This window comes from Mesotoga sp. B105.6.4, assembly GCF_002896535.1.
GTDB lineage: Bacteria > Thermotogota > Thermotogae > Petrotogales > Kosmotogaceae > Mesotoga.
Genome location: NZ_JWIM01000005.1, coordinates 130,736 through 150,676, shown reverse-complemented (window position 1 = coordinate 150,676; position 19,941 = coordinate 130,736). Strand labels below are relative to the sequence as shown.

Genomic DNA, 19,941 nt, shown 5'->3' with positions numbered 1-19,941 from the left:
GAGTCTGAAGATTCAACCAAAGTCATAGGTATAATTTGTCCGGGAAATTAGGGTGGTCTCCGAATTAGTCATGAGAAGCATTCTAGAACAAGTATTGAAATTTATCGCATCGATAGAGCCGATTTCTCTGCTAATCTAGTACGTAATCCAAATCATAAATTTTATATAGCAAAACGTTACCGGCCAAGACGCCGTCAGTTTATGGGTTAGAGAAAAGTTCTCCTTTTGAAGCTCATTCCAGAATTGTTTATCGGTATTCTAAAGAAGAGATCATGAACACTCGGTGTCTTCGTCTCAAAAACCGATACAACCAGTTCACAAACAAATTATAATATAATAAAAGAATCATAAGAAAAACACCCGACATTCGGTGAGCGAACACCGAGACTATGTCTTCATCTTGACAGAATTCAGATCAGTGTGCCGCTCCTTCAGCAGAATATGTCACCTAACCAAACATGGTCTTGAGATCGTCACTGACAATTAGACTAGCTTCAGTCATCTCCAGAATCTCGTCTACACTTACTTCATTTGACTTCTCTCGCAGAAGAAGACCACGTCTTGTAGGCTGAATTACTGCTAGTTCTGTGACTACTAAATCGACTGGCCTGTTAGAAGTAACAGGAAGAGTGCACTCTTTGACAATCTTCGGCAGTCCCTTAGATGTATGTGTCATTGCAACTATAACTCGCTTAGCTCCGGTTACCAGATCCATTGCACCACCCATTCCGGGAACCATCTTCCCGGGAACCATCCAGTTGGCAAGAATTCCGCGTTCATCGACCTGCAGCCCTCCAAGTACCGTAATGTCAAGATGCCCTCCTCTAATAATCGAAAAAGACATCGCGCTGTCAAAGGTAGCTGAACCCGGTAAAGCCGTTATATACTGGCCTCCCGCATTTGTTAGATCTCTGTTCGCCATACCAGCTTCCGGAACGGGCCCCATTCCTATTATTCCGTTCTCTGACTGAAAATAGACTCTAATACCCTCCGGAATGAAGTTCGAAACTAGAGTTGGAATACCAATTCCTAGGTTTACTAGATCCCCATCACGCAGCTCCATTCCAATCCTTCTCGCGATTATCTCTCTTGCATCTATCATTGAGCTGCCCCCCCGACTACAATATAGTCAACCAGAACTCCCGGAATATGTATTTCATCAGGCGTTAGCGCACCAACAGGTACTATCTCTTCCACTTCTGCGATTACTGTGTCACACGCTAGAACAATTAGCGGGTTGAAGTTTCTTGCGGTTAAAGAAAAGACGAGATTGCCATAGTAATCGGCCTTCTTTGCCTTCACTAGTGCGTAATCAGCTCTAAGCGGCAACTCAAGAAGATACTCCCGTCCCTCTACAGCAACCACTCTCTTCCCTTCTTGAATGACAGTACCAACGCCTGTTGGAGTTAGAATTCCTCCAAGCCCTACTCCTCCTACTCTTATTCTCTCAGCCAGAGTCCCTTGAGGAATCAGTTCCACTTTAAGCTCACCCTCCATCATTTGACGTTGTGTTTCTGGATTAGTGCCGATATGAGATACAATCACTTTACATGCGCACTTGTTCACAATAAGCTTACCTATACCCTTATCGGGAAAAGCGGTGTCATTTGCAATCACCGTCAACCCTCTGATCTTCTTGGTAATGATCTCATTAATAAGATTGTCGGGGGACCCGCATCCCAAGAATCCTCCTACCATCACGGAAGAATCTTCACTAACAGTTGAAACTGCCTCACTGATATCCACAATCCTCAAGGGAACTCCTCCTTTAAAGCATAGTCTGGTCGGTAGCAAAAAGGACGCCAAGCATAAGACAATCTTACCAAAAGCGCCTCAAAAGAGCAAAGTGATTCTCTCGCTCCGGAAACTCCTGTGTGCTAGTAATCTTGATTGTTATTTGCACTGGCTGATTGTGATGCAAAGGAATACTAGCAATGAGCGTTAGCCGGACCTTGCCTGAATGGAATCTGCTTTCATCTCCCATTTTCCAGAATAGAATCTGACGAACTTAAGCGTAGTTCTTAGGACCATGTCTGCCATCATCCCTATCCAGGCTCCGAAGAGACCCATACCAAAGTACCTGACAAGCACATAACCAAGTGGAAGCCTGATTAACCACATTGCCACTAGCGACGATTTCATCGGGAACGAAGTGTCTCCCATACCTCTAAGCGCTCCGGTTACGGCATAATCAGTTCCCATTACAACCTGGAACAAACCGATGATTCTCACAGGAAGTCTTCCCTCTTCGATGAGCGATGTTTCATTCGTGAAGATTGATATGAAAAGATCAGGGAATAGAGTTATAGCTATTCCAATTATCGAGGAAATCGTGAGTGCAATGAACCAACCTTGCCTGACTACCCCTATTGACAGCCTTCGTTGCCTACTTCCGTTATAGATACCTACTAGTGCAGTTATCGCTACTCCCATCCCCCATGCCGGCATGAAAGAGAGAGACTCTACTTGAATTCCTATTCTGTGAGCTGCGTAGGCCTGTGGACCGGCTATGAAAAGAATGTTAGCGAAGACCAGAACCCCCAGCGAGAAACCGAAGTTCTCTATTGAAGCAGGGAGTCCTAGAACAAATACCTCCCTTAGCATCCACTTGGAAAGCCTCTGTGGTCTCTTGGTCATAGATATTCCCCGGTTTCTGAATAGAAGTACAATTATGATTACCGAACCTACAACCCTTGATAATACAGTCGCGAGTGCTGCTCCAAAAGCACCCATCTCAGGAAAACCGAACTTCCCGAAGATCATTGAGTAATCTAGAAAGACATTCAACCCATTTGCAATCGCAGCTGCTATCAAAGGAGACCTGGTATCACCTGCACCTCTTAGTGTAGCACCGAGAACAACCATTATGCTCATTGCCGGAAAACCGAGCATTATAGTTTGAAGATACTTTGCACCGTTCATCTGCATAAATGCGTCGCTTGAAGGGAACAGAAGCGAGAGCAGATTCCCGGAGAATAGAGAACCGACTGAGAGAATCAAACCGACAACTATGCTTAGATAAATAGCATGCCAGGCGATAAGATTCACTCTGTGCTGATTTCTGGCACCATAGCTGTTTGAGATTAGAACCATCGAACCAGTGGATATCGCGACCAATACTGCTTGAAAAATAAACACTACTTGGTTAGCTGTACCCACCGCAGTCATAACTCTCCAGTCGTAGTGACCGAGAAATGCTGTATCCGAAATTCCGAGCAGCATCTGAAGTACATTTTCGCCAATTGCGGGAAGAGCCATTACTAGAAGCGATCTTCTTATTTCTTTAGCTTCGCCGGCATCAAGATACGACTTAAGAAGACTATAAGCCATTTTCGCCTCCACAGTAAGGAATCCGTACTATGAAGTTTAGCACGTACCTCCTTGGTTTGGAAGTGCATTAAGGAATAGAATATCAAACACAATCTTATGAATCTAGCACAAAATAATTACTGGCATGAATCAATAATTGAGAATATAGTTGAATGTTTAGAGATGTGGATTAAAGTGGTACGTTGCATCCCTCTTTTTTCAGTTTATATCTTACTCGATGGCTCATGATAGAATAATGATCGAGGATATTCTTGTGGAGGACTTTTCTAAGCAAAGGAGTCAAACGTGAGACCATTAGAGCTTGAAGGCTTTCTGAATTCTGTTCTTGAACCGGAGAAGTTCGATGACTATTGCCACAATGGTATTCAAATCGAAGGAGATAGAGATATAAAGAAACTCGTTACAGGGGTCTCCTTCAGCAACGCCTTCGTAGAAAAGGCCCTAAACTCAAGTGCTGATGCAATACTAGTACACCATGGAATCTTCGGAAAGACCTTCTTCAGACTCACAGGCCACCTGAAAAGAAGAGTCGAAAGCGTATTGTTAAATGGTGTCACGCTTCTTGGTTACCACCTGCCATTGGACGCAAATATACCATATGGAAACAACTACGCGATTGCTCAGAAGCTAGGTCTTGAGAGCCTCGAGAAATTTGACGTAGGCTTAATAGGCAGAACTCCTATAGAAACTACTGTGTCCGAGTTCACATTCTCTCTTTCTCAGCTTTTTCCTAATCAGAAGATATTCCTTCACAAGAACTCTGAAATCGTTCAGAAAGTATGTGTAATATCTGGTGGCTCCTCGTCAATGCTGGACAAACTTGAGGGCATCGCTGACACGTTTATATCAGGCGAAGTACGAGAACCTACCAGGGAACTCTCTAGAGAGATGGGTATCAATTACTTCTGCGTGGGCCATTATGCCAGCGAGCGGTTTGGTGTAATGAACCTCGGGCAACTAATAAAAGAAAGATTCTCGCTTGATGTAGAATTCATCGAGTACTATAACGAGGTCTAGTATTCCCTAATAAGCTCCGACCTAAGAATCCCCATGACGATTTCATCGTGGAATGCTCCGTCTCTGAAAATCTCCTGCCTCAACGTTCCCTCTATCTGAAAGCCGCACTTCGTATATGACTTGATTGCACGTTTGTTGAACGAATATACGTTGAGTTTCGCCTTGTTTATATTCATTTGGTCAAACACAAATGCCAGAAGCACTCTCATTGCATCGGTTCCATAACCTGCATTCCAGAACTGCTTCCCCAAAAAGATACCGACGGCTGCCACGCTGTTCTTCCAGTCGACCTCGTTTATTCCGCAGCCTCCTAAGTACTCATCGTCCTCAATCCTTGCAATGGCGAAGTTGTAGATATCCTTGAATGCGCTCTGAGAATCGTACCACTTCTCTTCCTCCTCAAGTCTTAGCGGAAACGGAATCCCCGGCACGAGCATCCTTTTCACTTCGTAGTCATTGATATACTTGTGAGCAGTCTCAACATCAGATTTTCTATACTCTCTAAGATACACCAAACGACCCATTAACACAGATACCACCCCCGTTAAAATAGTATACCAAAAGAGGTGCCACCCAGGGCACCTCTTGTTCTATGAAAGTTCTGAAATCTATTCTTCGGGAGCTTTAGTTGCCACGAATATCCCGTTCAGGATAAGGCCGACAAGCGCGGCCAGACCTATCCCCTCGAACCTGACAGGCCCAATTCCTATGGCAGCACCACCGATACCCACCACAAGCATTACTGAGATGATAATCAGGTTCTTGCCGTCTACCTTCACTCGGTTCTCTATCAGTGTCTTCATCCCTACAGCAGCAATCATTCCAAAGAGCAAGATCTCAATGCCACCCATCACGGCTGTAGGAATCGACTGAATGACCGCTCCCACTTTTGGTACAAACGAAAGTATAATCGCAAATACAGCGGCGATCCTCATTACCGTGGGGTTAAAGACCTTTGTGATCGCCAAAACGCCTGTGTTTTCACTGTAAGTTGTGTTTGCTGGGCCTCCAAAAAACCCAGCTACAGCTGTCGCGATTCCGTCTCCGGCCAGAGTTCTGTGTATACCGGGGTCATCATAGAATTTCTTTCCAACTATTGAAGACACTGCAAATATATCCCCGAAGTGCTCGATCGTTGGGGCAAGGGCCACAGGGACGAGAACGGTCAAAGAGTATACCGAAAACTTAGGAAGTACAAAGGAAGGTATTCCTATCCAGCTAGCCTGGTTAACCGCATCGAAAGAGACGTTGCCGGTAATTGCAGCAACGATATAGCCTACGATTATACCGCACATAACTGGAATGAGTCTTGTAAAACCCTTAACATATAGTCTTACAATTACTGCCGTTCCCAAAGATACTATCGCTATCCACCAATTTGAACTTGCCATGCTTATTGCTGTGGGTGCTAGGTTCAAACCGATCACAGCGATTATTGTTCCGGCAACAGCTGGTGGGAAGATCTTCTCGAATTTGCTAATCCCGAGAACCTTAATCAGGATAGCAATTGCAACTTGAACAAACCCTGCGATCATGATTCCGCCCGTTGCGTAGGCTATCATGTCGGGTGTGATAGCGAACCCTGCGGAAATCGCCTCTGGTACAGATCCGAAAGCTTCAGGGGCGTTAGCATGATAGAGTATCACGGCATTGATTGGGGCAATGTAAGCGAAGCTCGATCCAAGGAAGACTGGCACTTTCCATTTTGTTAGTAGATGAAAAAGGAGTGTACCAATGCCTGCAGTAAACAACGCAACATTCACTGGAACGCCGGTCAGATATGGAACAAGTACCGTTGCCCCAAACATCGTGAATGCATGCTGCAGTCCCAGTACCAGAAGACCTCCTTTACCCAAATTCTTGCTCCTGTCTTCCTGTTCTTTTACCTCCTGGTAAGCCGACTTCTCATTGCTCACAAGATCCCTCCTCCGTTTTAAAGTAGTGTCGCAATCAAAGAAAAGACCTCACGAATTCGCGTGAGGTTTTTTTCTTTGATCTTATATCATCTGCAATCTTGATTATTACCATCTCGATTGCACAAAGCGCATAAGAGATAAACACCGTGATACATAAGCGGTGACAATGACTCTTGTATCGGCTAGTGAACAGAGCTTCTACTTGTTCAAACAATGCTTCCGACATAAAAGTCACTCTCCAAGAAAAATCTTCCAAGGGTTATTCTATCATATGGATGGCCGATATTGACCACGGCGATATGCATCACAAATAATCTACTTGAAAAGGGTAACGTTGCATCAAAAATGAAACTACTCGAAAGGTAAGGATGAAGGGGATAATCTTCGCGAATGCCAAGTTGAAAGAGGTAGGGGCGAAGATGAAGAGAATAGACATGACTGGATTGATTGAGAAATACTCAGAGAAGTACAGGAAGGCTGGAAAGAAGGAGAAGAGTAGAATCCTTGACGAATTTATTGAATTAACTGAGTACAACCGGAGCTATGCATCACTAAAACTTAGGAGAGGTTATTCTAAGAAGAACAAGAGAAGCAAATTCACAAGGAGTCGCGGAAGAAAGAAGAAATATGATTGACTACACAAAAAAAGATGAGCTTCGCAAGGTTCACGAAGCCCTAGATTTATATACTCAAGAATAATATAGCACATTCTCAGGAATTACTCGTTGATATACAGATAATGAAGTCTAAATCTAACTCAAAGGGAGGTGTTCTTAATCTCCTTCAATTCGATTTTGAATAGATTCTATTTTGATGCATTGCGACGGGTCAATCAAATACTTTCTCTTGATGTCCTTCACAAAGATACTTAACTGCGGAAACCACATTCAGTCACCCATTATAGAGACCACTCTTAGAGATCCTTGGCACTTTCGCCGTTTGGGAGCCCATTCCCTTAACAGTCTCTATAATGAACCGTAAAGCTTCACTAGATCATGGAGATGCCTTCGCTCTTCCTCAATTATCTCTTTGAGCTCCTTACTGTTGGGTATAAAGGAAGCGAGATCTGAATAGAATATAATGCTGTCCTTTTCCACTTCCATTGCACCACTGATAGCTTTGCTCATATTCTGAGGGACCTCTGACGATTCAATTCGAGGGAAAATGGATATCTCGGCGTAAGACTTCAAATAACCCACATTGTCGTCCCAATCCTGGGCTGTTGGTTCGTTTTCCACATTCTTCAGAATATCTCTGAATATTTCTGCATGCTCCCTTTCCTGCACCGAAAGTCTTGAGAAAAGATCTCTTACTTCCCCAGAAGTTCTCTCACTAAGCTTCTGATAGTATGAATAACCTGCACTTTCGATCTTGAGGGCTATACCCAACATATCACTTACTGTAAGCATCTAATACCTCCTCATTTAGCTAACCAGCAACTATCTCGTAGTCTTCCAACAAAAAAGGAAGAGATCAACGACCTCCCCCCGACTTATGAGATTACAGAACCCTCATTACTTTTCTTCGTCTTTCTCCGAAATAATCTTCATGGTGATCCCCGTGCGCATCTCTTCGCCAATCTGAATCTCCACAAATCCAGGGACCATGAACACCTTAGTGCCCTGTTCTCTGAGGAATCTAGAAGCGATGGCTACTGCCTTCACAGCTTGATTCACAGCACCAGCGCCAATGGCCTGAAGTTCTACTTGCTCGTTCTTTGAGATGACCCCGGCTATGGCACCTGCAACCTTGTTAGGATTAGATTTAGAACTGACCTTCAGGATTTCCATTGAGATTTCCTCCTTTTGCAGGTAATTTCGCTGTAATTCTACCACAGAGGCCGCTGAATTAGCAAAAGTTTTAACATACTGTTCGCAAAAAGAAGAAAGAATCGACAAAGACGTTCATTCTACAGATCCATTATTTCCGACTTAACCCTTGATATAGCATCAAGGACTTCTTGCGGAGTGATAAGCTCTCCATCAACTTTGCTTAAGTGCTCAATCTTTGCACCGCGCTTGTTCAATCTAGACACTTCATAAAGAATTTGTCCAAGGTTCATCTCTGCAACAATGACGGCACTTACTCTCTTTAGAAGCTGCCTCAGTCTTGTACTCGGGAATGGCCAAATAGTCACTGGTTTAAAGAGACCTACATTGATCTTATCCTCCCTAGCCATCTTAACAGCATTTATTGCACTTCTGGCAACTGAACCGTAAGCGAGTAGAAGTATCTCTGCATCCTCAGTCATGTATTCGTCGTACATAACTATCTCATCGCTATGCAATCTTATCTTATTGTCTAACCTCCTCAGGAGTCGGGAAGAATCGGATGGCGAACCTATAGGAAAACCAGACTCGTCGTGCACTAGACCGGAAACATGAAACCTTGACTTCCCCATCTTAACTAGTGGAGTTGCCATCATCTGGTCATCGCCTTCGAAGGGGTGGAATATATCATCGTCAGCCATTTCCATTTCACCGACCCTCTGTACTTCCATGATTTCAGAATCGTGTGGCAAATATACACTCTCACGCATATGACCTAGGATTTCGTCCATCAAGAAAATCACAGGTGTTCTGTATAACTCAGCATAGTTGAAAGCCGTAATTATATATTTGTATACTTCTTCAACATTTGAAGGATATATTGCGATGATCTGGTGGTCGCCGTGAGTGCCCCATCTCGCCTGCATTATATCTCCTTGTGCCGTCTTCGTCGGCATGCCGGTAGACGGGCCACCCCGCTGAACGTTGACTATGACTGTAGGTGTCTCAGTCATGGCTGCATACCCAATCGCTTCTTGCATTAGGGAGAAGCCCGGACCACTCGTTGCAGTCATTGATTTCTCGCCGGCAAGTGACGCCCCTATTATCGCAGCGGCGCTTGCTATCTCATCCTCCATCTGAATGAACGTTCCTCCAATCTTCGGAAGCTCCCTAGCCATAGTCTCCGCAATTTCGGTCGCGGGCGTAATAGGATAACCTGCAAAGAATTTGCACCCAGCTTTTATAGCCCCAAGCGCACATGCTTCATCTCCTTGAAGCAGAACGAACTCACGCATCCTCTTTCACCGCCTCCAATTCTTTAACATCAATCGCAAAATCCGGACAGGCGTTTTCGCACATTATACAACCAATGCAGGTTTTTTGGTCAATGATCTGCGGCCTGCCAAGCTCTCCCTTTGTGATTGTCTTGGTGGGACATATCCAATAACAAATCCCACATCGCTTGCACAGAGTATGATTGATATTCACCTGATATTGCTTCTTCACAGCCATGACATCCTCCCGCACCAAATCATATTATTGAAAGGAATACACCCGCAGCAACCGCCGATCCGATGACTCCTGCGATATTCGGACCCATAGCGTGCATCAGGACGAAGTTCGTCGGATCCTCCTCCGAAGCAACCTTCTGAGCTACTCTTGCAGCAGTTGGAACTGCCGAGACCCCGGCGGCACCGATTAAAGGATTTACCTTGCTCTTAGAGAACAGATTCATAAGCTTCGCGAAGAGAATCCCCGAAGCAGTTGCAACAACGAAGGCTGCACAGCCCAGCCCCAAAATCATTATACTATCCAGTGTTAGAAATATCTTGCCATCAGCCTTTGCTCCTACTGAAACACAAAGCAAAATGATCACAGTATCGGAGATATATTTGCCCGAAGCTTCAACCAGTCTCTTTGTTCTTCCGTTTTCCCTAAGAAGATTACCGAGCATCAACATTCCTACCAGAGGGAGCGCCTGAGGAACAATAAGAGAGATCCCAATAGTCGCGACTACCGGGAAGACAATTCTCTCTAGCTTCGAAACCTTTCTAAGCTCCTTTCCCATTGTTATTGCCCGTTCTTTACGAGTAGTAAATAGTCTCATTATCGGTGGCTGAAGAACTGGTATAAGAGCTATATAAGAGTAGGAAGCGATCGCGATTATTGGAAGAAACTGCGATTCCATAATGCTTGCAACATAGATTGAGGTTGGTCCGTCGGCACCACCAATTATCGCTATGGATGCCGCATCCGAAAGGGAAAAACCCAGAAAATTAGCTGCAAGAAAAGTTAGAAAAATCCCTATCTGTGCAGCAGCCCCCAAAAAGAGAGTCTTAGGGTTTGCCAGCACGAAAGAGAAATCGGTAACAGCGCCAATGCCAAGAAATATCAAAGGCGGATAGATCCCCAGCATCAATCCCTGCTGCAAAATCCACATGATCCCGGTACCGGGAGTGAAGACACCGGTTACTTCCGGAGGGATGTTTGCAATAACCATGCCAAAGGCAATTGGAACAAGAAGAAGTGGTTCGGCATCCTTTGCAACCGCCAGATAGATTAGAATTCCCGCAATTACAAACATAACCCAGTTTTCCCAGCTTACCGTAGCGAATCCTGTCTGTGATAGATATCCCGAGATTAACGCCGCCATGATAGGCAAACCTCCAAAATTGTAAAGGCCGTGCCCTCAGGCACGGCCTGAATAATCCCTAACGATTCTTTACTGCTGCCTGAGCTGCTGCAAGTCGAGCAACTGGAACTCTGTAAGGTGAACAGCTAACATAGTTAAGACCTACAATATGACAGAATTCAATAGATGAAGGCTCTCCACCGTGTTCACCGCATATTCCGACCTTCAAATCCGGCCTAACTGAGCGCCCTCTCTCCGTTCCCATCTTCACAAGCTGACCTACTCCAACTCTGTCGAGCTTCTGAAATGGATCGTTCTCCAGAATCCCCTTTTCCATGTAATGTCCAACGTATTTGCCGTAATCGTCTCTACTGAATCCGTATGTCATCTGAGTTAGATCATTGGTTCCGAAGCTAAAGAACTCTGCTTCCTTGGCAATTTCGTCTGCAGTCAATGCCGCTCTCGGAACCTCAATCATTGTACCCACTTTGTATTCAAGATTCAGCCCTGACTTGGAAATGATCTCATCAGCAGCATTCACAATGATCGATTTCACGTACTTAAGCTCTTCCAGCTCAACGATCAGAGGAATCATTATCTCGGGAATCACTGATTTTCCTTCTTCAACCAACCTCAATGCAGCTCCAATTATTGCTTTGGTCTGCATTTCAGCAATCTCGGGATAAACTACAGCCAACCTGCATCCCCTGAATCCCATCATCGGATTGAACTCATGAAGATCTTCGATTGTCTCCTTTAGTTCCTGATATGTCATACCCATCTCTTCGGCTAACTCTTTTATATCCTCTTCTTCTTTTGGAAGGAATTCGTGAAGTGGTGGATCAAGAAGTCTGATCGTAACGGGGAGTCCTTCCATGGCCATGAAAATACCGTAGAAATCATCTTCCTGCATAGGGAGAAGCTTTGCAAGGGACTTCTCTCTCTGCTCTTTGGTATTTGATGTAATCATCTGTCTCACAGCAAAAATCCTATCCTCCTGGAAGAACATGTGTTCCGTCCTTGTGAGTCCAATTCCTTCAGCTCCGAATTCCCTGGCTACCTGTGAATCCTTGGGAGTATCTGCATTAGTTCTAATTCCGAGCTTCCTGATCTCATCGGCCCATCCAAGAAGCTTTGCTAGCGGACCTTCCAAACCCTGAGGCTTAATTGAATCCAGCTTTCCCATGAAAACCTCTCCAGTGGTCCCATCAATGCTTATCCATTCGCCTTCTCTTATAGTCTTCCCGTTAACTTTCATTACTCTGGTTTTCTGATCTACTTCAACGGCTTCACAGCCCACAATGCAGGTCTTTCCCATTCCTCTGGCTACAACCGCAGCATGTGAAGTCTTTCCACCAGTCGAGGTGAGGATTCCTTGAGCAGCAGCCATTCCGGCTATGTCTTCCGGAGAAGTCTCTGGCCTCACAAGGATCACAGTCTTACCCTCTTCTCTCACAAGTCTTTCAGCAGTATCGGGATCGAATGCAACTATACCTGCTGCCGCTCCGGGCGATGCCGCGATACCTTTGGCTAGAACTTCTGCGCTCTCCATAGTCTCCTTCGTGAAATACGGGTGGAGGAGCGTCTCGATATGCTCAGGTGTAACTCTCATGATCGCTTCTTCCTTTGAAATCCTTTTCTCTTCAGCCAGATCAACTGCGATCTTCACGCTCGCATATGGTGTCCGTTTCCCATTTCTGGTCTGAAGCAGATAAAGAGTTCCGTGCTCAACGGTGAACTCGATATCTTGCATGTCTCTATAGTGGTTCTCCAGTTTAGTAAATATTTCCAGGAGCTGGTCATAAACTTCAGGATTAATTTCTTGAAGCTTTGTAAGCGAGAATGGAGTTCTTGTTCCTGCAACTACATCTTCTCCCTGTGCATTTGGAAGATACTCGCCATAGAACTGCTTCTCACCGGTATTTGGGTCCCTCGTAAATGCGACTCCGGTTCCACTGTCCTCTCCGGTGTTCCCGAAAACCATAGCAACGATGTTAACCGCAGTTCCAAGGAGTTCTCCCTCTTTCACGCCATTGAGGGCCCGGTACTTTATTGCTCTCTCGTTCATCCAACTTCCAAATACTGCATCAATCGCCATCCATAGCTGCTTCCATGGATCCTGAGGGAACTCTTTGCCGGCCCTCTTGTAGACCTCAAGATACCTCTCTACAACGTCTTTCATGTTTTCTGCATCCAAGTCTGTATCAAGCTTAACTCTCTTTTCCCTTTTCACAGAAGCCAGCGCATTTTCGAACTCGGAGTGCTCTATCTTCAGCACAACATCGCCAAACATCTGAAGGAATCTCCTGTAAGCGTCATAACAGAACCGGGGATTGCCGGATTCCTTGATCATGCCGTTAACCGTTTCGTCGTTAAGACCAAGATTGAGGATAGTATCCATCATGCCGGGCATTGAAATCGCTGCGCCAGACCTTACAGAGACAAGTAAAGGTCTCTCTGCAGATCCGAATCCTTTTCCTGTTTCCTCCTCCAGTAGCTTTACGGCTTCCTGGACATCCTTTTCCAAAGTAACCGGATATGTCTTCCCGTGATCGTAGTAATACTTGCATACCTCGGTAGAAATAGTGAAACCCGGGGGAACAGGTATCCCTATCTTAACCATCTCAGATAGATTGGCTCCTTTTCCGCCGAGAAGGTTTTTCATTTTCGCGTCGCCTTCGGCTTTCAACTTTCCAAAATAGTACACATACTTCTCTGACACTTTGTTTCCTCCCTTCCTGAAAGCATATTCGAATGATTATATCATAGCCAGTGAATCGGGGTGTTTAGCTACCTTTCTAATGTTGAAGGTCTCTTTCCACTGCGACTTATGTTCAGAAAAGTTGAGAATAATAGTGACTTCAATTCTGAGGATGTTGGAAAAACAGCAGAGCCGCCATGAGGCGGCCCCAAAACTTAACATTAGCTAACTTAATCTATTAAGCCTAATCCCTTTAGGAACCCTTCGGCAACCTCATCAGGCTCGTAACCTCCTGCATCCACCAGGTAATTCAGCCTGATCATTATCGGTTCTGTAAGATACACAGATATCGGCCTTAAGATCTCCTCAATCTCAGGATGGCTTTCAAGAACTTCCTTACGTACGGTTACGGCAAGATTATATGACGGGAAGAAATTCTTAGTGTCTTCAAGTACAAGCAAGTTGTACTTTTCCAACTTTCCGTCAGTAGAGAAGACCATGGCGATGTCGATCTGCTTTTTATCAAGTGCCTCATAAGTCAGCCCGATCTCCATTGTCTTAACCTGCCTCTTCTCGACAGAAAACTCGTAAGTCTCACTCATAGGCCAGAACCCATCATCTCTTTCAAGAAATTCGTACACGATTCCAAAGAGAAGATCAGGGTCATCGTGAGTTAGTTCAGCGAGATCTTCAAGAGTCTGCAGTCCATGCTCAGCAGCGAAATCTCTTCTCACAGCTAACGCATATGTATTATTGAAATCAGCCATGTCAAGCCATACGATTCCATTTTCGAGATCTTCCGCCTTCACGGCTTCGTACAGAGCCAAAGGATCTCTAATCATCTTTTCATGCCCTAGATATGTCGGCCAGGCTGTTCCAGTGTAGTCAGCATAAAGATCGATCTGCCCGGTTTCGAGTGCGCTTCTTGCAACGAACGAACTCATTCCAAAACTCTCAGTCACCCTGAACCCAGCATCTCTAAGAAGCTGTGATATCATGCTACTGACGATGTACTGTTCTGTGAAGTTCTTTGCTCCAACATTCAGTCTTGTCTGACCAAACGATAGAGTTGTCACGACAACAACCAATAGTGCTACTAGTAGTAGTCTTTTCAATTTAGACACCTCCGTGTTCATCATGTTCTGAGGCCTTTCGAAGTCAGTGCTTTTTCCGAAAAGCCAAGGATTATATCAACAGCCACAGCCAGTAAGGTTACTGGTATGGCTCCGGCAATTATCATTGGGCCTCTTGTCATGCGAAGTCCCGTGAAGATGATCTCCCCAAGGCCACCTGCGCCAATTGACGCGGCAATAGCAGCAGTACCGATATTTATCGTTGCAGAACTTCTAATCCCTGAGAGCATCGTTGGAACTGTCACCGGCATTTCCACCTTCCACAATATCTGCCTGTTAGTCATTCCCATTCCTTTAGCTGCCTCTTTCATCTTCATTGAGACATTCATTAGGCCAGATGCCGTATTGAAGACTACCGGCACCAGACTGTAAAGAAAAAGAGCAACCACAGCAGGTGCAGCTCCAATTCCCATAAAAAGGAAGACAAGAGCTATTACTGCTATACTGGGAACGGCCTGAGTTGCTCCAGTGATAGAAAGAACAATTCTCCCGATCCTTCTATTCCCTGGTCTGGTAACGAAAATCGCAATTGCGACACCAGCTACTACTGCCATACTCCAAGAAGTAAGGAAGATAAAAATATGTTCGATAAACCTGTCCATAATGTAATCAGAGTTCTCGACCATATATTCGAAGACTTCCATAGCCTCACTCCTCGTCAGATGATTCATAAGAGCCTACAAGGTTTACAAGATCCCTGAACCTTAGGATCCCAAGTAGTCTCTCTTTATCGTCTACGACCGGCAATGAGGAAAGCCCGGTATTCATGATCAATGACATTGCCTCCATTAAATTCGAAAGAGGTTGTATAGTCTCAATTGATCTTAAGTACTTCTTCAGCGGCTCTTGATCAGATGCCTTGTTTAGCTGCCGCAACATAACGTAGCCCTGGAGCCTCTTGTTTTTGTCTACAACATATGCGAATTTCTTTCCCTCATTGTTTAGAAAATCCTTTGCCTTTTTCACCTTGCTGTCACCTGCATCTTCGATCCACTTTCCACCGGGAACGTAAGTCTCCCTTACCCGTACAAGTTCAAGACCCTTCAGTGCTCTATCCGCTCCAAGAAGATCCTCAACAAACTCGTTAGCGGGTTCCTGAACCACCTTCATGGTATCGGCATACTGCACGAGTCTTCCATTATCCAGAATTGCAATCTTGTCTCCTAGTTTGATTGCCTCTCTGATGTCGTGAGTTACGAAGATAATTGTCTTCTCAATCTTCGATTGGATCTCGAGGAAACCATCCTGAAGCTTCTCTCTGTTGATTGGATCAATAGCACCAAAGGGCTCATCCATCAGAACAATCTTTGGATCCGATGCGAGACCTCTTGCTACTCCTACTCTCTGACGTTGCCCGCCTGAAAGCTGCGCCGGATATTTCTCTGCAAAATCTGAAGGCTCGAGATTAACTAGATCAAGTAATTCGTAGACGTGCTTCTTTGTCCTTGATTCATCCCACTTCATAAGCCTCGGAGCTACTGCAATATTATCGAATACGGTCATGTGAGGAAAGAGCCCAATCTCCTGAATCACATAGCCGATACTTCTTCTCAATCTAATGGGATCAATTTCGTCAAGAGAAGTTCCGTCGATAATAATATCTCCGCTAGTCTTCTCAATTAATCTGTTAATCATTTTGAGAGTTGTTGTCTTTCCGCAACCAGAAGGACCGATAAGTATCGTTAGTTTCTTGTCTTCAAATGAAATGTTCAGATTGTCCACGGCTCTGAACCCAACTTCATATTCTTTAACTACGTGCCTAAATTCTATCGACATCAGTCTCCTCCTCACTTGTCCCGTTCAATCTTCAGACCTTTAGGAGTAATGGCCTCTTCCAGGGCAAGTAGACCGTAGTTCATTCCTATTCCCAAGGCTGAAACAATTATCGCTCCAAGAAGAACCATGTTGAAATTCGATCTTCCAAGTCCGGAGAAGATAAAATATCCCAGACCTCTCGCTCCTACGAGATAGGCGATAGTCGCTACACTTACACCCATTACCGCAGCATTTCTCACGCCAGCCATGATGATCGGAATAGTAAGTGGAAGTCTTACTCTCAAAAGTATTTGGCTATTAGTCATCCCCATTCCTTTGGCCGCCTCTATCATTCGAGGATCAACTGAATTCACAGCTACTACTGTATTCCTTATAACAGGCAGGAAAGAATAGATCACAAGGGCAATAACCGCCGGTGTGACACCAATACCTGCTTTCAGCGGAGCAAGCAAAACGACCATATAGCCGAAGAGAGCTAGACTGGGAATCGTCATTAGGATACCCGCTCCATAGAGAGCTATCGACGAGACCTTCTTATTTCGTGAGACGATTATCCCAATGGGTACTCCAATTCCAATTGCAATAGGTACCGCTATCGCGATGATCTTTATGTGATTCAGCAGCTCTATCAAAACGAGGTCGTAGTTTCTTCCCAGATACTCAAAAAAACCCATATGCTTCTCCTTCCAGAAGTTCCGACAAAGAGCCGGAGAAAACTTTGTGGTCAAGACCTTCCCCCAAGAAACCGCTATTCACTTTCAGCATCAAGATTATCTTAATGATCCGAATAAAATGGATAATGCTAGTTTGGACAGGATCTTAACCAGAATAATTTAATCAATAGACTAGCATTGCATACCTACTATATCACATCTAGCGAGTGCATTTCAAAGAATATGGCATGAATAAATGAAGAGTAACTAAATTTGTGAGGTTTATTTTAAGAGAATTATGCGCTAGAAGTAACTGTTATCTAAGTTAATTATCGCTTAATACTGATTCTCTTTATAAAGGTCATTTGACTTACGATAATCACCGCCATAAGGACTGTGGCCATGATTCCCATACTCTTGAGACTCGTCCACACTTGAAGAAAATATCCCCCTAGAAGCGGACCAACACCAAAGATCACACCAACCATCGACTCGTGAAATCCTCCCTGCTTTCCTTGATCATCGTCCTGTGAATTGAGGCCATAGAAAATCGCAAACGTATAGGGAACAGCATATGTGGCACCAGAAAACAGAGTCGACAGAAAGAACGTGAGTGCCGTTTCGGGCATAAAAAAGGTTGTAATTGCTGCGACAAATACTGCCGTCATAATAAATAGAGATACTCGTGGACTACCAACCCAGAAGCGAAAGAAACTCATGAATATGAATGACAGAAAGACCCCAATGTTAGCACCTACAGTTAGGAAGCCAACACTCTCCAGCGGGATCCCCGTTGAAGATATTAGCTTGGGAAATAGAGCCATTCCACTTGTATAGATAACACCGGCAAGCAGAAAAGTGATCCTATAGACCCTTCTGTAGTCTCGTATATTGGGCAAGTCGATTTTACCAAAGGACTCTTTCAGTCTAGAATCATAAGGACCGGGAAGCAACTCACCGTACCTCTTCATATGGTATCTTATGTGAATAGCGCCGAATAGACTGAGAAGTATGCCGTAAGCGAAGACCGCTATTGGATATCTTTGAATAAGGAAAGGGCCGAGCGCCATTCCTAACATGTTTCCGGCACTCCAGGAAAGAACGAAACGAATAACGGTTGCAGCGGGATCGACTCCTTCTGCTCTTTCTGACTTTGAAAGCAATCCCTCAACTGATGGAAAGAAAAAGCCGAAGAATATGTTCATTCCTATCGCAGATACGACCAAATCAATCGGATGTGCCCAGAAGAACCCGAATACGAGTGAGATCGCCATAATAATCATTCCAGAAGAGAGATTCCTCTTGAAGCCAGTCTTGTCACCCATCCTTCCAAACACCAGAGCAGAGAAAACATAGAAGAAGCAGCCCAGGAAATTTATCAGACCTATCGCTAGGTACGACAAACCCCACTCTGCGGCCTTTGTATTTATCGATGAAGTAAGCAAGTAGAGTAGTATCGAAAAGGAGAATGCATAGAAGTTGAATGCGTGGAAAAAGCTCTTCATCACTTTACCGCCTCTCTTAAAGGTTTAATAAGGAAGATCTAACAGAGTATTGGACTGTAAGTATTCTACCCTATCAGATATCACGCGTCACGGTTGCGAAGTCAGCACTCTCTAGCATCTACGGAACTCTTGCCCTCTTTGAGCATCGAAACCATTTTTCTCCTTGTTTTCCTGGACATAATCCAATTGAAAAAGGAGGCCGAAGGCCTCCTTTTTCGATAGTGCATTTATCTACTGTTCAGCCACTTTTCGCAGGATTTCTTGTTCAGCCCACGCAAGACCTTCTTCGACAGTCCTCTTCTGGTTTATCACATCTCCTACCATAGTTCCAAGAACAGTCCTTACATCGTCCCACAGTGCAACATTAGGATCAACCGAGCCAAACGGGATCTGGCTGATTGGAACAAGTACAGTTGGGTTCTGTTCTTCATATGCCTTCCACTGGGGAGTTGTCAGAGCGATCTCCGTTACTGGCATGTATCCTGTTTTTACGGACCAATATGCCTGGATTTCCGGGCTAACGAGATACTTCATGAACTTCCAAGCAGCTGCTTTTTGCTCCGGTGTGATGCCGGTGAACATAACAACGTCCGTTCCAGCGAACGGTGGTGCCTGAACCTTCCACATAGGAACTGGAGCCCATGCCCAGCCATGCTTTCCTCTGGAACCGGAGTCAACATAAGAAGCGGATGCGATCGTCTCAACGAACATAGCTATTTGGCCATCTCCAAACGGGGCGTCCAGGTATCCGCCCTGAAAAAGCGCAACCTTGTAGGTGTGAGCCATATCGTACATTAATTGAAGCGCCTCTTTAGCTTCAGGCGAGTTAATTATGACATCAACCGAACCGTCTGGCTTAATTTCAATTGCTTCCCCGCCATTGGCCCTCAAGAAAATCATGAAGTGATCGATCGTCGTTCTGAACCCGAAGCCATATTGGTCAATCTGTCCGTCGTTGTTCTTGTCTTCAGTAAGCATCATCGCGGCAAAGAGAAGATCATCCATGGTCTTTGGTACTTCCAATCCGTATTCTTCAAAGAGATCTGTGTTATAGTACAGCACATATGTACTCTTGTTGAAGGGAAGCCCGTAGACAGTATCTCCCCATGTGACCATTCTCTTAAACGGGTCCCAGATTGCGGTCCATTCCTCATCGGTTAATCCAACTTCTGGATCGGAAATTAGCGAATTCAACTCCTGAACAGCACCTCGTGGTATTAACCTCGCGGTCCAATTACCGTATGCCTGTGAAAGAGCGGGGAGGGTTCTACTTTCTGCGCTTACTAGCAGCTTCTGCTGCAAAGCACTGTAATTTCCCACGTAGATCGCTTTCACCTCAATGTCGGGGTTGGCTTCGTTGAAAGAATCTACAATTTCGTTGACCGTCGTTCCCTGAGCACCACCCATCGCATGCCAAAACTCAATCTCAGTCGCAGCAAGGGCGAACACCGAAAAAGACGCAATTATCAGAGCTAGAATAAGTTTCTTGCGCATTTCCCTACCTCCTTA

Annotated in this window: 19 protein-coding genes; 2 read left to right on the top strand and 17 right to left on the bottom strand. The window is 44.8% G+C overall.

Annotation, left to right across the window (positions count from 1 at the left end):
* Positions 1 to 448 precede the first annotated feature (448 nt).
* The 3 genes from RJ60_RS02155 to RJ60_RS02145 all read right to left on the bottom strand — a co-directional run bounded on the left by RJ60_RS02155 (position 449) and on the right by RJ60_RS02145 (position 3,330).
* Positions 449 to 1,102, bottom strand: a complete 654-nt coding sequence (locus tag RJ60_RS02155; RefSeq protein ID WP_099830598.1) for a 3-oxoacid CoA-transferase subunit B — start codon at positions 1,100 to 1,102, stop codon at positions 449 to 451.
* A complete protein-coding gene (locus RJ60_RS02150; protein WP_099830597.1) occupies positions 1,099 to 1,755 on the bottom strand; it encodes a CoA transferase subunit A in 657 nt (218 codons plus the stop codon). The genes RJ60_RS02155 and RJ60_RS02150 overlap by 4 nt, the downstream gene beginning before the upstream one ends.
* A 186-nt stretch (positions 1,756 to 1,941) precedes the next feature.
* On the bottom strand, positions 1,942 to 3,330 hold the full coding sequence (locus tag RJ60_RS02145) for an MATE family efflux transporter (protein WP_099830603.1): 1,389 nt from the start codon (positions 3,328 to 3,330) through the stop codon (positions 1,942 to 1,944).
* A 285-nt stretch (positions 3,331 to 3,615) separates the two neighbouring features.
* Here RJ60_RS02145 and RJ60_RS02140 point away from each other — a divergent pair, with 285 nt between their 5' ends.
* Positions 3,616 to 4,347, top strand: coding sequence for a Nif3-like dinuclear metal center hexameric protein (locus RJ60_RS02140; protein WP_099830596.1), 732 nt, complete (start codon positions 3,616 to 3,618; stop codon positions 4,345 to 4,347).
* Here RJ60_RS02140 and RJ60_RS02135 read toward each other — a convergent pair.
* Both RJ60_RS02135 and RJ60_RS02130 read right to left on the bottom strand, forming a co-directional pair.
* Positions 4,344 to 4,877 carry a GNAT family N-acetyltransferase gene (locus tag RJ60_RS02135; RefSeq protein ID WP_099830595.1) on the bottom strand — a complete coding sequence of 178 codons (534 nt, stop codon included), beginning with the start codon at positions 4,875 to 4,877 and terminating at the stop codon, positions 4,344 to 4,346. The two genes, RJ60_RS02140 and RJ60_RS02135, sit on opposite strands and share 4 nt — an antisense overlap.
* Positions 4,878 to 4,955: 78 nt before the next feature.
* Complete coding sequence (locus RJ60_RS02130; RefSeq protein WP_099830594.1) at positions 4,956 to 6,263, bottom strand: uracil-xanthine permease family protein; 1,308 nt, start codon at positions 6,261 to 6,263, stop codon at positions 4,956 to 4,958.
* Between the two features lie 368 nt (positions 6,264 to 6,631).
* Here RJ60_RS02130 and RJ60_RS02125 point away from each other — a divergent pair, with 368 nt between their 5' ends.
* Positions 6,632 to 6,898, top strand: coding sequence for a hypothetical protein (locus RJ60_RS02125; RefSeq protein ID WP_099830593.1), 267 nt, complete (start codon positions 6,632 to 6,634; stop codon positions 6,896 to 6,898).
* A 330-nt stretch (positions 6,899 to 7,228) separates the two neighbouring features.
* On the opposite strand, the gene RJ60_RS02120 is transcribed toward RJ60_RS02125, so the two are convergent.
* The 12 genes from RJ60_RS02120 to RJ60_RS02065 all read right to left on the bottom strand — a co-directional run bounded on the left by RJ60_RS02120 (position 7,229) and on the right by RJ60_RS02065 (position 19,926).
* The gene (locus tag RJ60_RS02120) at positions 7,229 to 7,672 is read right to left on the bottom strand and encodes a ferritin family protein (protein ID WP_099830592.1); all 444 of its coding nucleotides are present in this window, start codon (positions 7,670 to 7,672) and stop codon (positions 7,229 to 7,231) included.
* Between the two features lie 105 nt (positions 7,673 to 7,777).
* Positions 7,778 to 8,053 carry a stage V sporulation protein S gene (locus RJ60_RS02115; protein ID WP_099830591.1) on the bottom strand — a complete coding sequence of 92 codons (276 nt, stop codon included), beginning with the start codon at positions 8,051 to 8,053 and terminating at the stop codon, positions 7,778 to 7,780.
* Between the two features lie 119 nt (positions 8,054 to 8,172).
* Positions 8,173 to 9,327 carry a 2-oxoacid:acceptor oxidoreductase subunit alpha gene (locus RJ60_RS02110; protein ID WP_099830590.1) on the bottom strand — a complete coding sequence of 385 codons (1,155 nt, stop codon included), beginning with the start codon at positions 9,325 to 9,327 and terminating at the stop codon, positions 8,173 to 8,175.
* Positions 9,320 to 9,544, bottom strand: a complete 225-nt coding sequence (locus RJ60_RS02105) for a ferredoxin family protein (RefSeq protein ID WP_099830589.1) — start codon at positions 9,542 to 9,544, stop codon at positions 9,320 to 9,322. The genes RJ60_RS02110 and RJ60_RS02105 overlap by 8 nt, the downstream gene beginning before the upstream one ends.
* Before the next feature lie 19 nt (positions 9,545 to 9,563).
* Positions 9,564 to 10,685 carry a sodium ion-translocating decarboxylase subunit beta gene (locus RJ60_RS02100; protein ID WP_099830588.1) on the bottom strand — a complete coding sequence of 374 codons (1,122 nt, stop codon included), beginning with the start codon at positions 10,683 to 10,685 and terminating at the stop codon, positions 9,564 to 9,566.
* Between the two features lie 58 nt (positions 10,686 to 10,743).
* Entirely contained in the window at positions 10,744 to 13,386 is a 2,643-nt protein-coding gene (gene ppdK / locus RJ60_RS02095; protein ID WP_099830587.1) for a pyruvate, phosphate dikinase, read from the bottom strand.
* 209 nt (positions 13,387 to 13,595) lie between these two features.
* Positions 13,596 to 14,489 carry a glycine betaine ABC transporter substrate-binding protein gene (locus RJ60_RS02090; protein WP_243392404.1) on the bottom strand — a complete coding sequence of 298 codons (894 nt, stop codon included), beginning with the start codon at positions 14,487 to 14,489 and terminating at the stop codon, positions 13,596 to 13,598.
* Positions 14,490 to 14,500: 11 nt separating this feature from the next.
* Complete coding sequence (locus RJ60_RS02085; protein ID WP_099830585.1) at positions 14,501 to 15,142, bottom strand: ABC transporter permease; 642 nt, start codon at positions 15,140 to 15,142, stop codon at positions 14,501 to 14,503.
* 4 nt (positions 15,143 to 15,146) lie between these two features.
* The gene (locus RJ60_RS02080; RefSeq protein ID WP_099830584.1) at positions 15,147 to 16,274 is read right to left on the bottom strand and encodes a betaine/proline/choline family ABC transporter ATP-binding protein; all 1,128 of its coding nucleotides are present in this window, start codon (positions 16,272 to 16,274) and stop codon (positions 15,147 to 15,149) included.
* An 11-nt stretch (positions 16,275 to 16,285) separates the two neighbouring features.
* A complete protein-coding gene (locus RJ60_RS02075) occupies positions 16,286 to 16,948 on the bottom strand; it encodes an ABC transporter permease (protein WP_099830583.1) in 663 nt (220 codons plus the stop codon).
* 308 nt (positions 16,949 to 17,256) lie between these two features.
* Positions 17,257 to 18,432 carry an MFS transporter gene (locus RJ60_RS02070; protein WP_099830602.1) on the bottom strand — a complete coding sequence of 392 codons (1,176 nt, stop codon included), beginning with the start codon at positions 18,430 to 18,432 and terminating at the stop codon, positions 17,257 to 17,259.
* 231 nt (positions 18,433 to 18,663) lie between these two features.
* Entirely contained in the window at positions 18,664 to 19,926 is a 1,263-nt protein-coding gene (locus RJ60_RS02065; RefSeq protein WP_099830582.1) for an ABC transporter substrate-binding protein, read from the bottom strand.
* Between the last annotated feature and the right edge of the window lie 15 nt (positions 19,927 to 19,941).

What these genes read in the sequence shown, in the direction of transcription:
- RJ60_RS02155 (WP_099830598.1), bottom strand. Translation starts at nt 1,102, where the DNA reads ATGATAGATGCAAGAGAGATAATCGCGAGAAGGATTGGAATGGAGCTG.
- RJ60_RS02100 (WP_099830588.1), bottom strand. Translation starts at nt 10,685, where the DNA reads ATGGCGGCGTTAATCTCGGGATATCTATCACAGACAGGATTCGCTACG.
- RJ60_RS02115 (WP_099830591.1), bottom strand. Translation starts at nt 8,053, where the DNA reads ATGGAAATCCTGAAGGTCAGTTCTAAATCTAATCCTAACAAGGTTGCA.
- RJ60_RS02145 (WP_099830603.1), bottom strand. Translation starts at nt 3,330, where the DNA reads ATGGCTTATAGTCTTCTTAAGTCGTATCTTGATGCCGGCGAAGCTAAA.
- RJ60_RS02075 (WP_099830583.1), bottom strand. Translation starts at nt 16,948, where the DNA reads ATGGGTTTTTTTGAGTATCTGGGAAGAAACTACGACCTCGTTTTGATA.
- RJ60_RS02125 (WP_099830593.1), top strand. Translation starts at nt 6,632, where the DNA reads ATGAAGGGGATAATCTTCGCGAATGCCAAGTTGAAAGAGGTAGGGGCG.
- RJ60_RS02080 (WP_099830584.1), bottom strand. Translation starts at nt 16,274, where the DNA reads ATGTCGATAGAATTTAGGCACGTAGTTAAAGAATATGAAGTTGGGTTC.
- RJ60_RS02065 (WP_099830582.1), bottom strand. Translation starts at nt 19,926, where the DNA reads ATGCGCAAGAAACTTATTCTAGCTCTGATAATTGCGTCTTTTTCGGTG.
- RJ60_RS02120 (WP_099830592.1), bottom strand. Translation starts at nt 7,672, where the DNA reads ATGCTTACAGTAAGTGATATGTTGGGTATAGCCCTCAAGATCGAAAGT.
- RJ60_RS02110 (WP_099830590.1), bottom strand. Translation starts at nt 9,327, where the DNA reads ATGCGTGAGTTCGTTCTGCTTCAAGGAGATGAAGCATGTGCGCTTGGG.
- RJ60_RS02070 (WP_099830602.1), bottom strand. Translation starts at nt 18,432, where the DNA reads ATGAAGAGCTTTTTCCACGCATTCAACTTCTATGCATTCTCCTTTTCG.
- RJ60_RS02085 (WP_099830585.1), bottom strand. Translation starts at nt 15,142, where the DNA reads ATGGAAGTCTTCGAATATATGGTCGAGAACTCTGATTACATTATGGAC.
- RJ60_RS02105 (WP_099830589.1), bottom strand. Translation starts at nt 9,544, where the DNA reads ATGGCTGTGAAGAAGCAATATCAGGTGAATATCAATCATACTCTGTGC.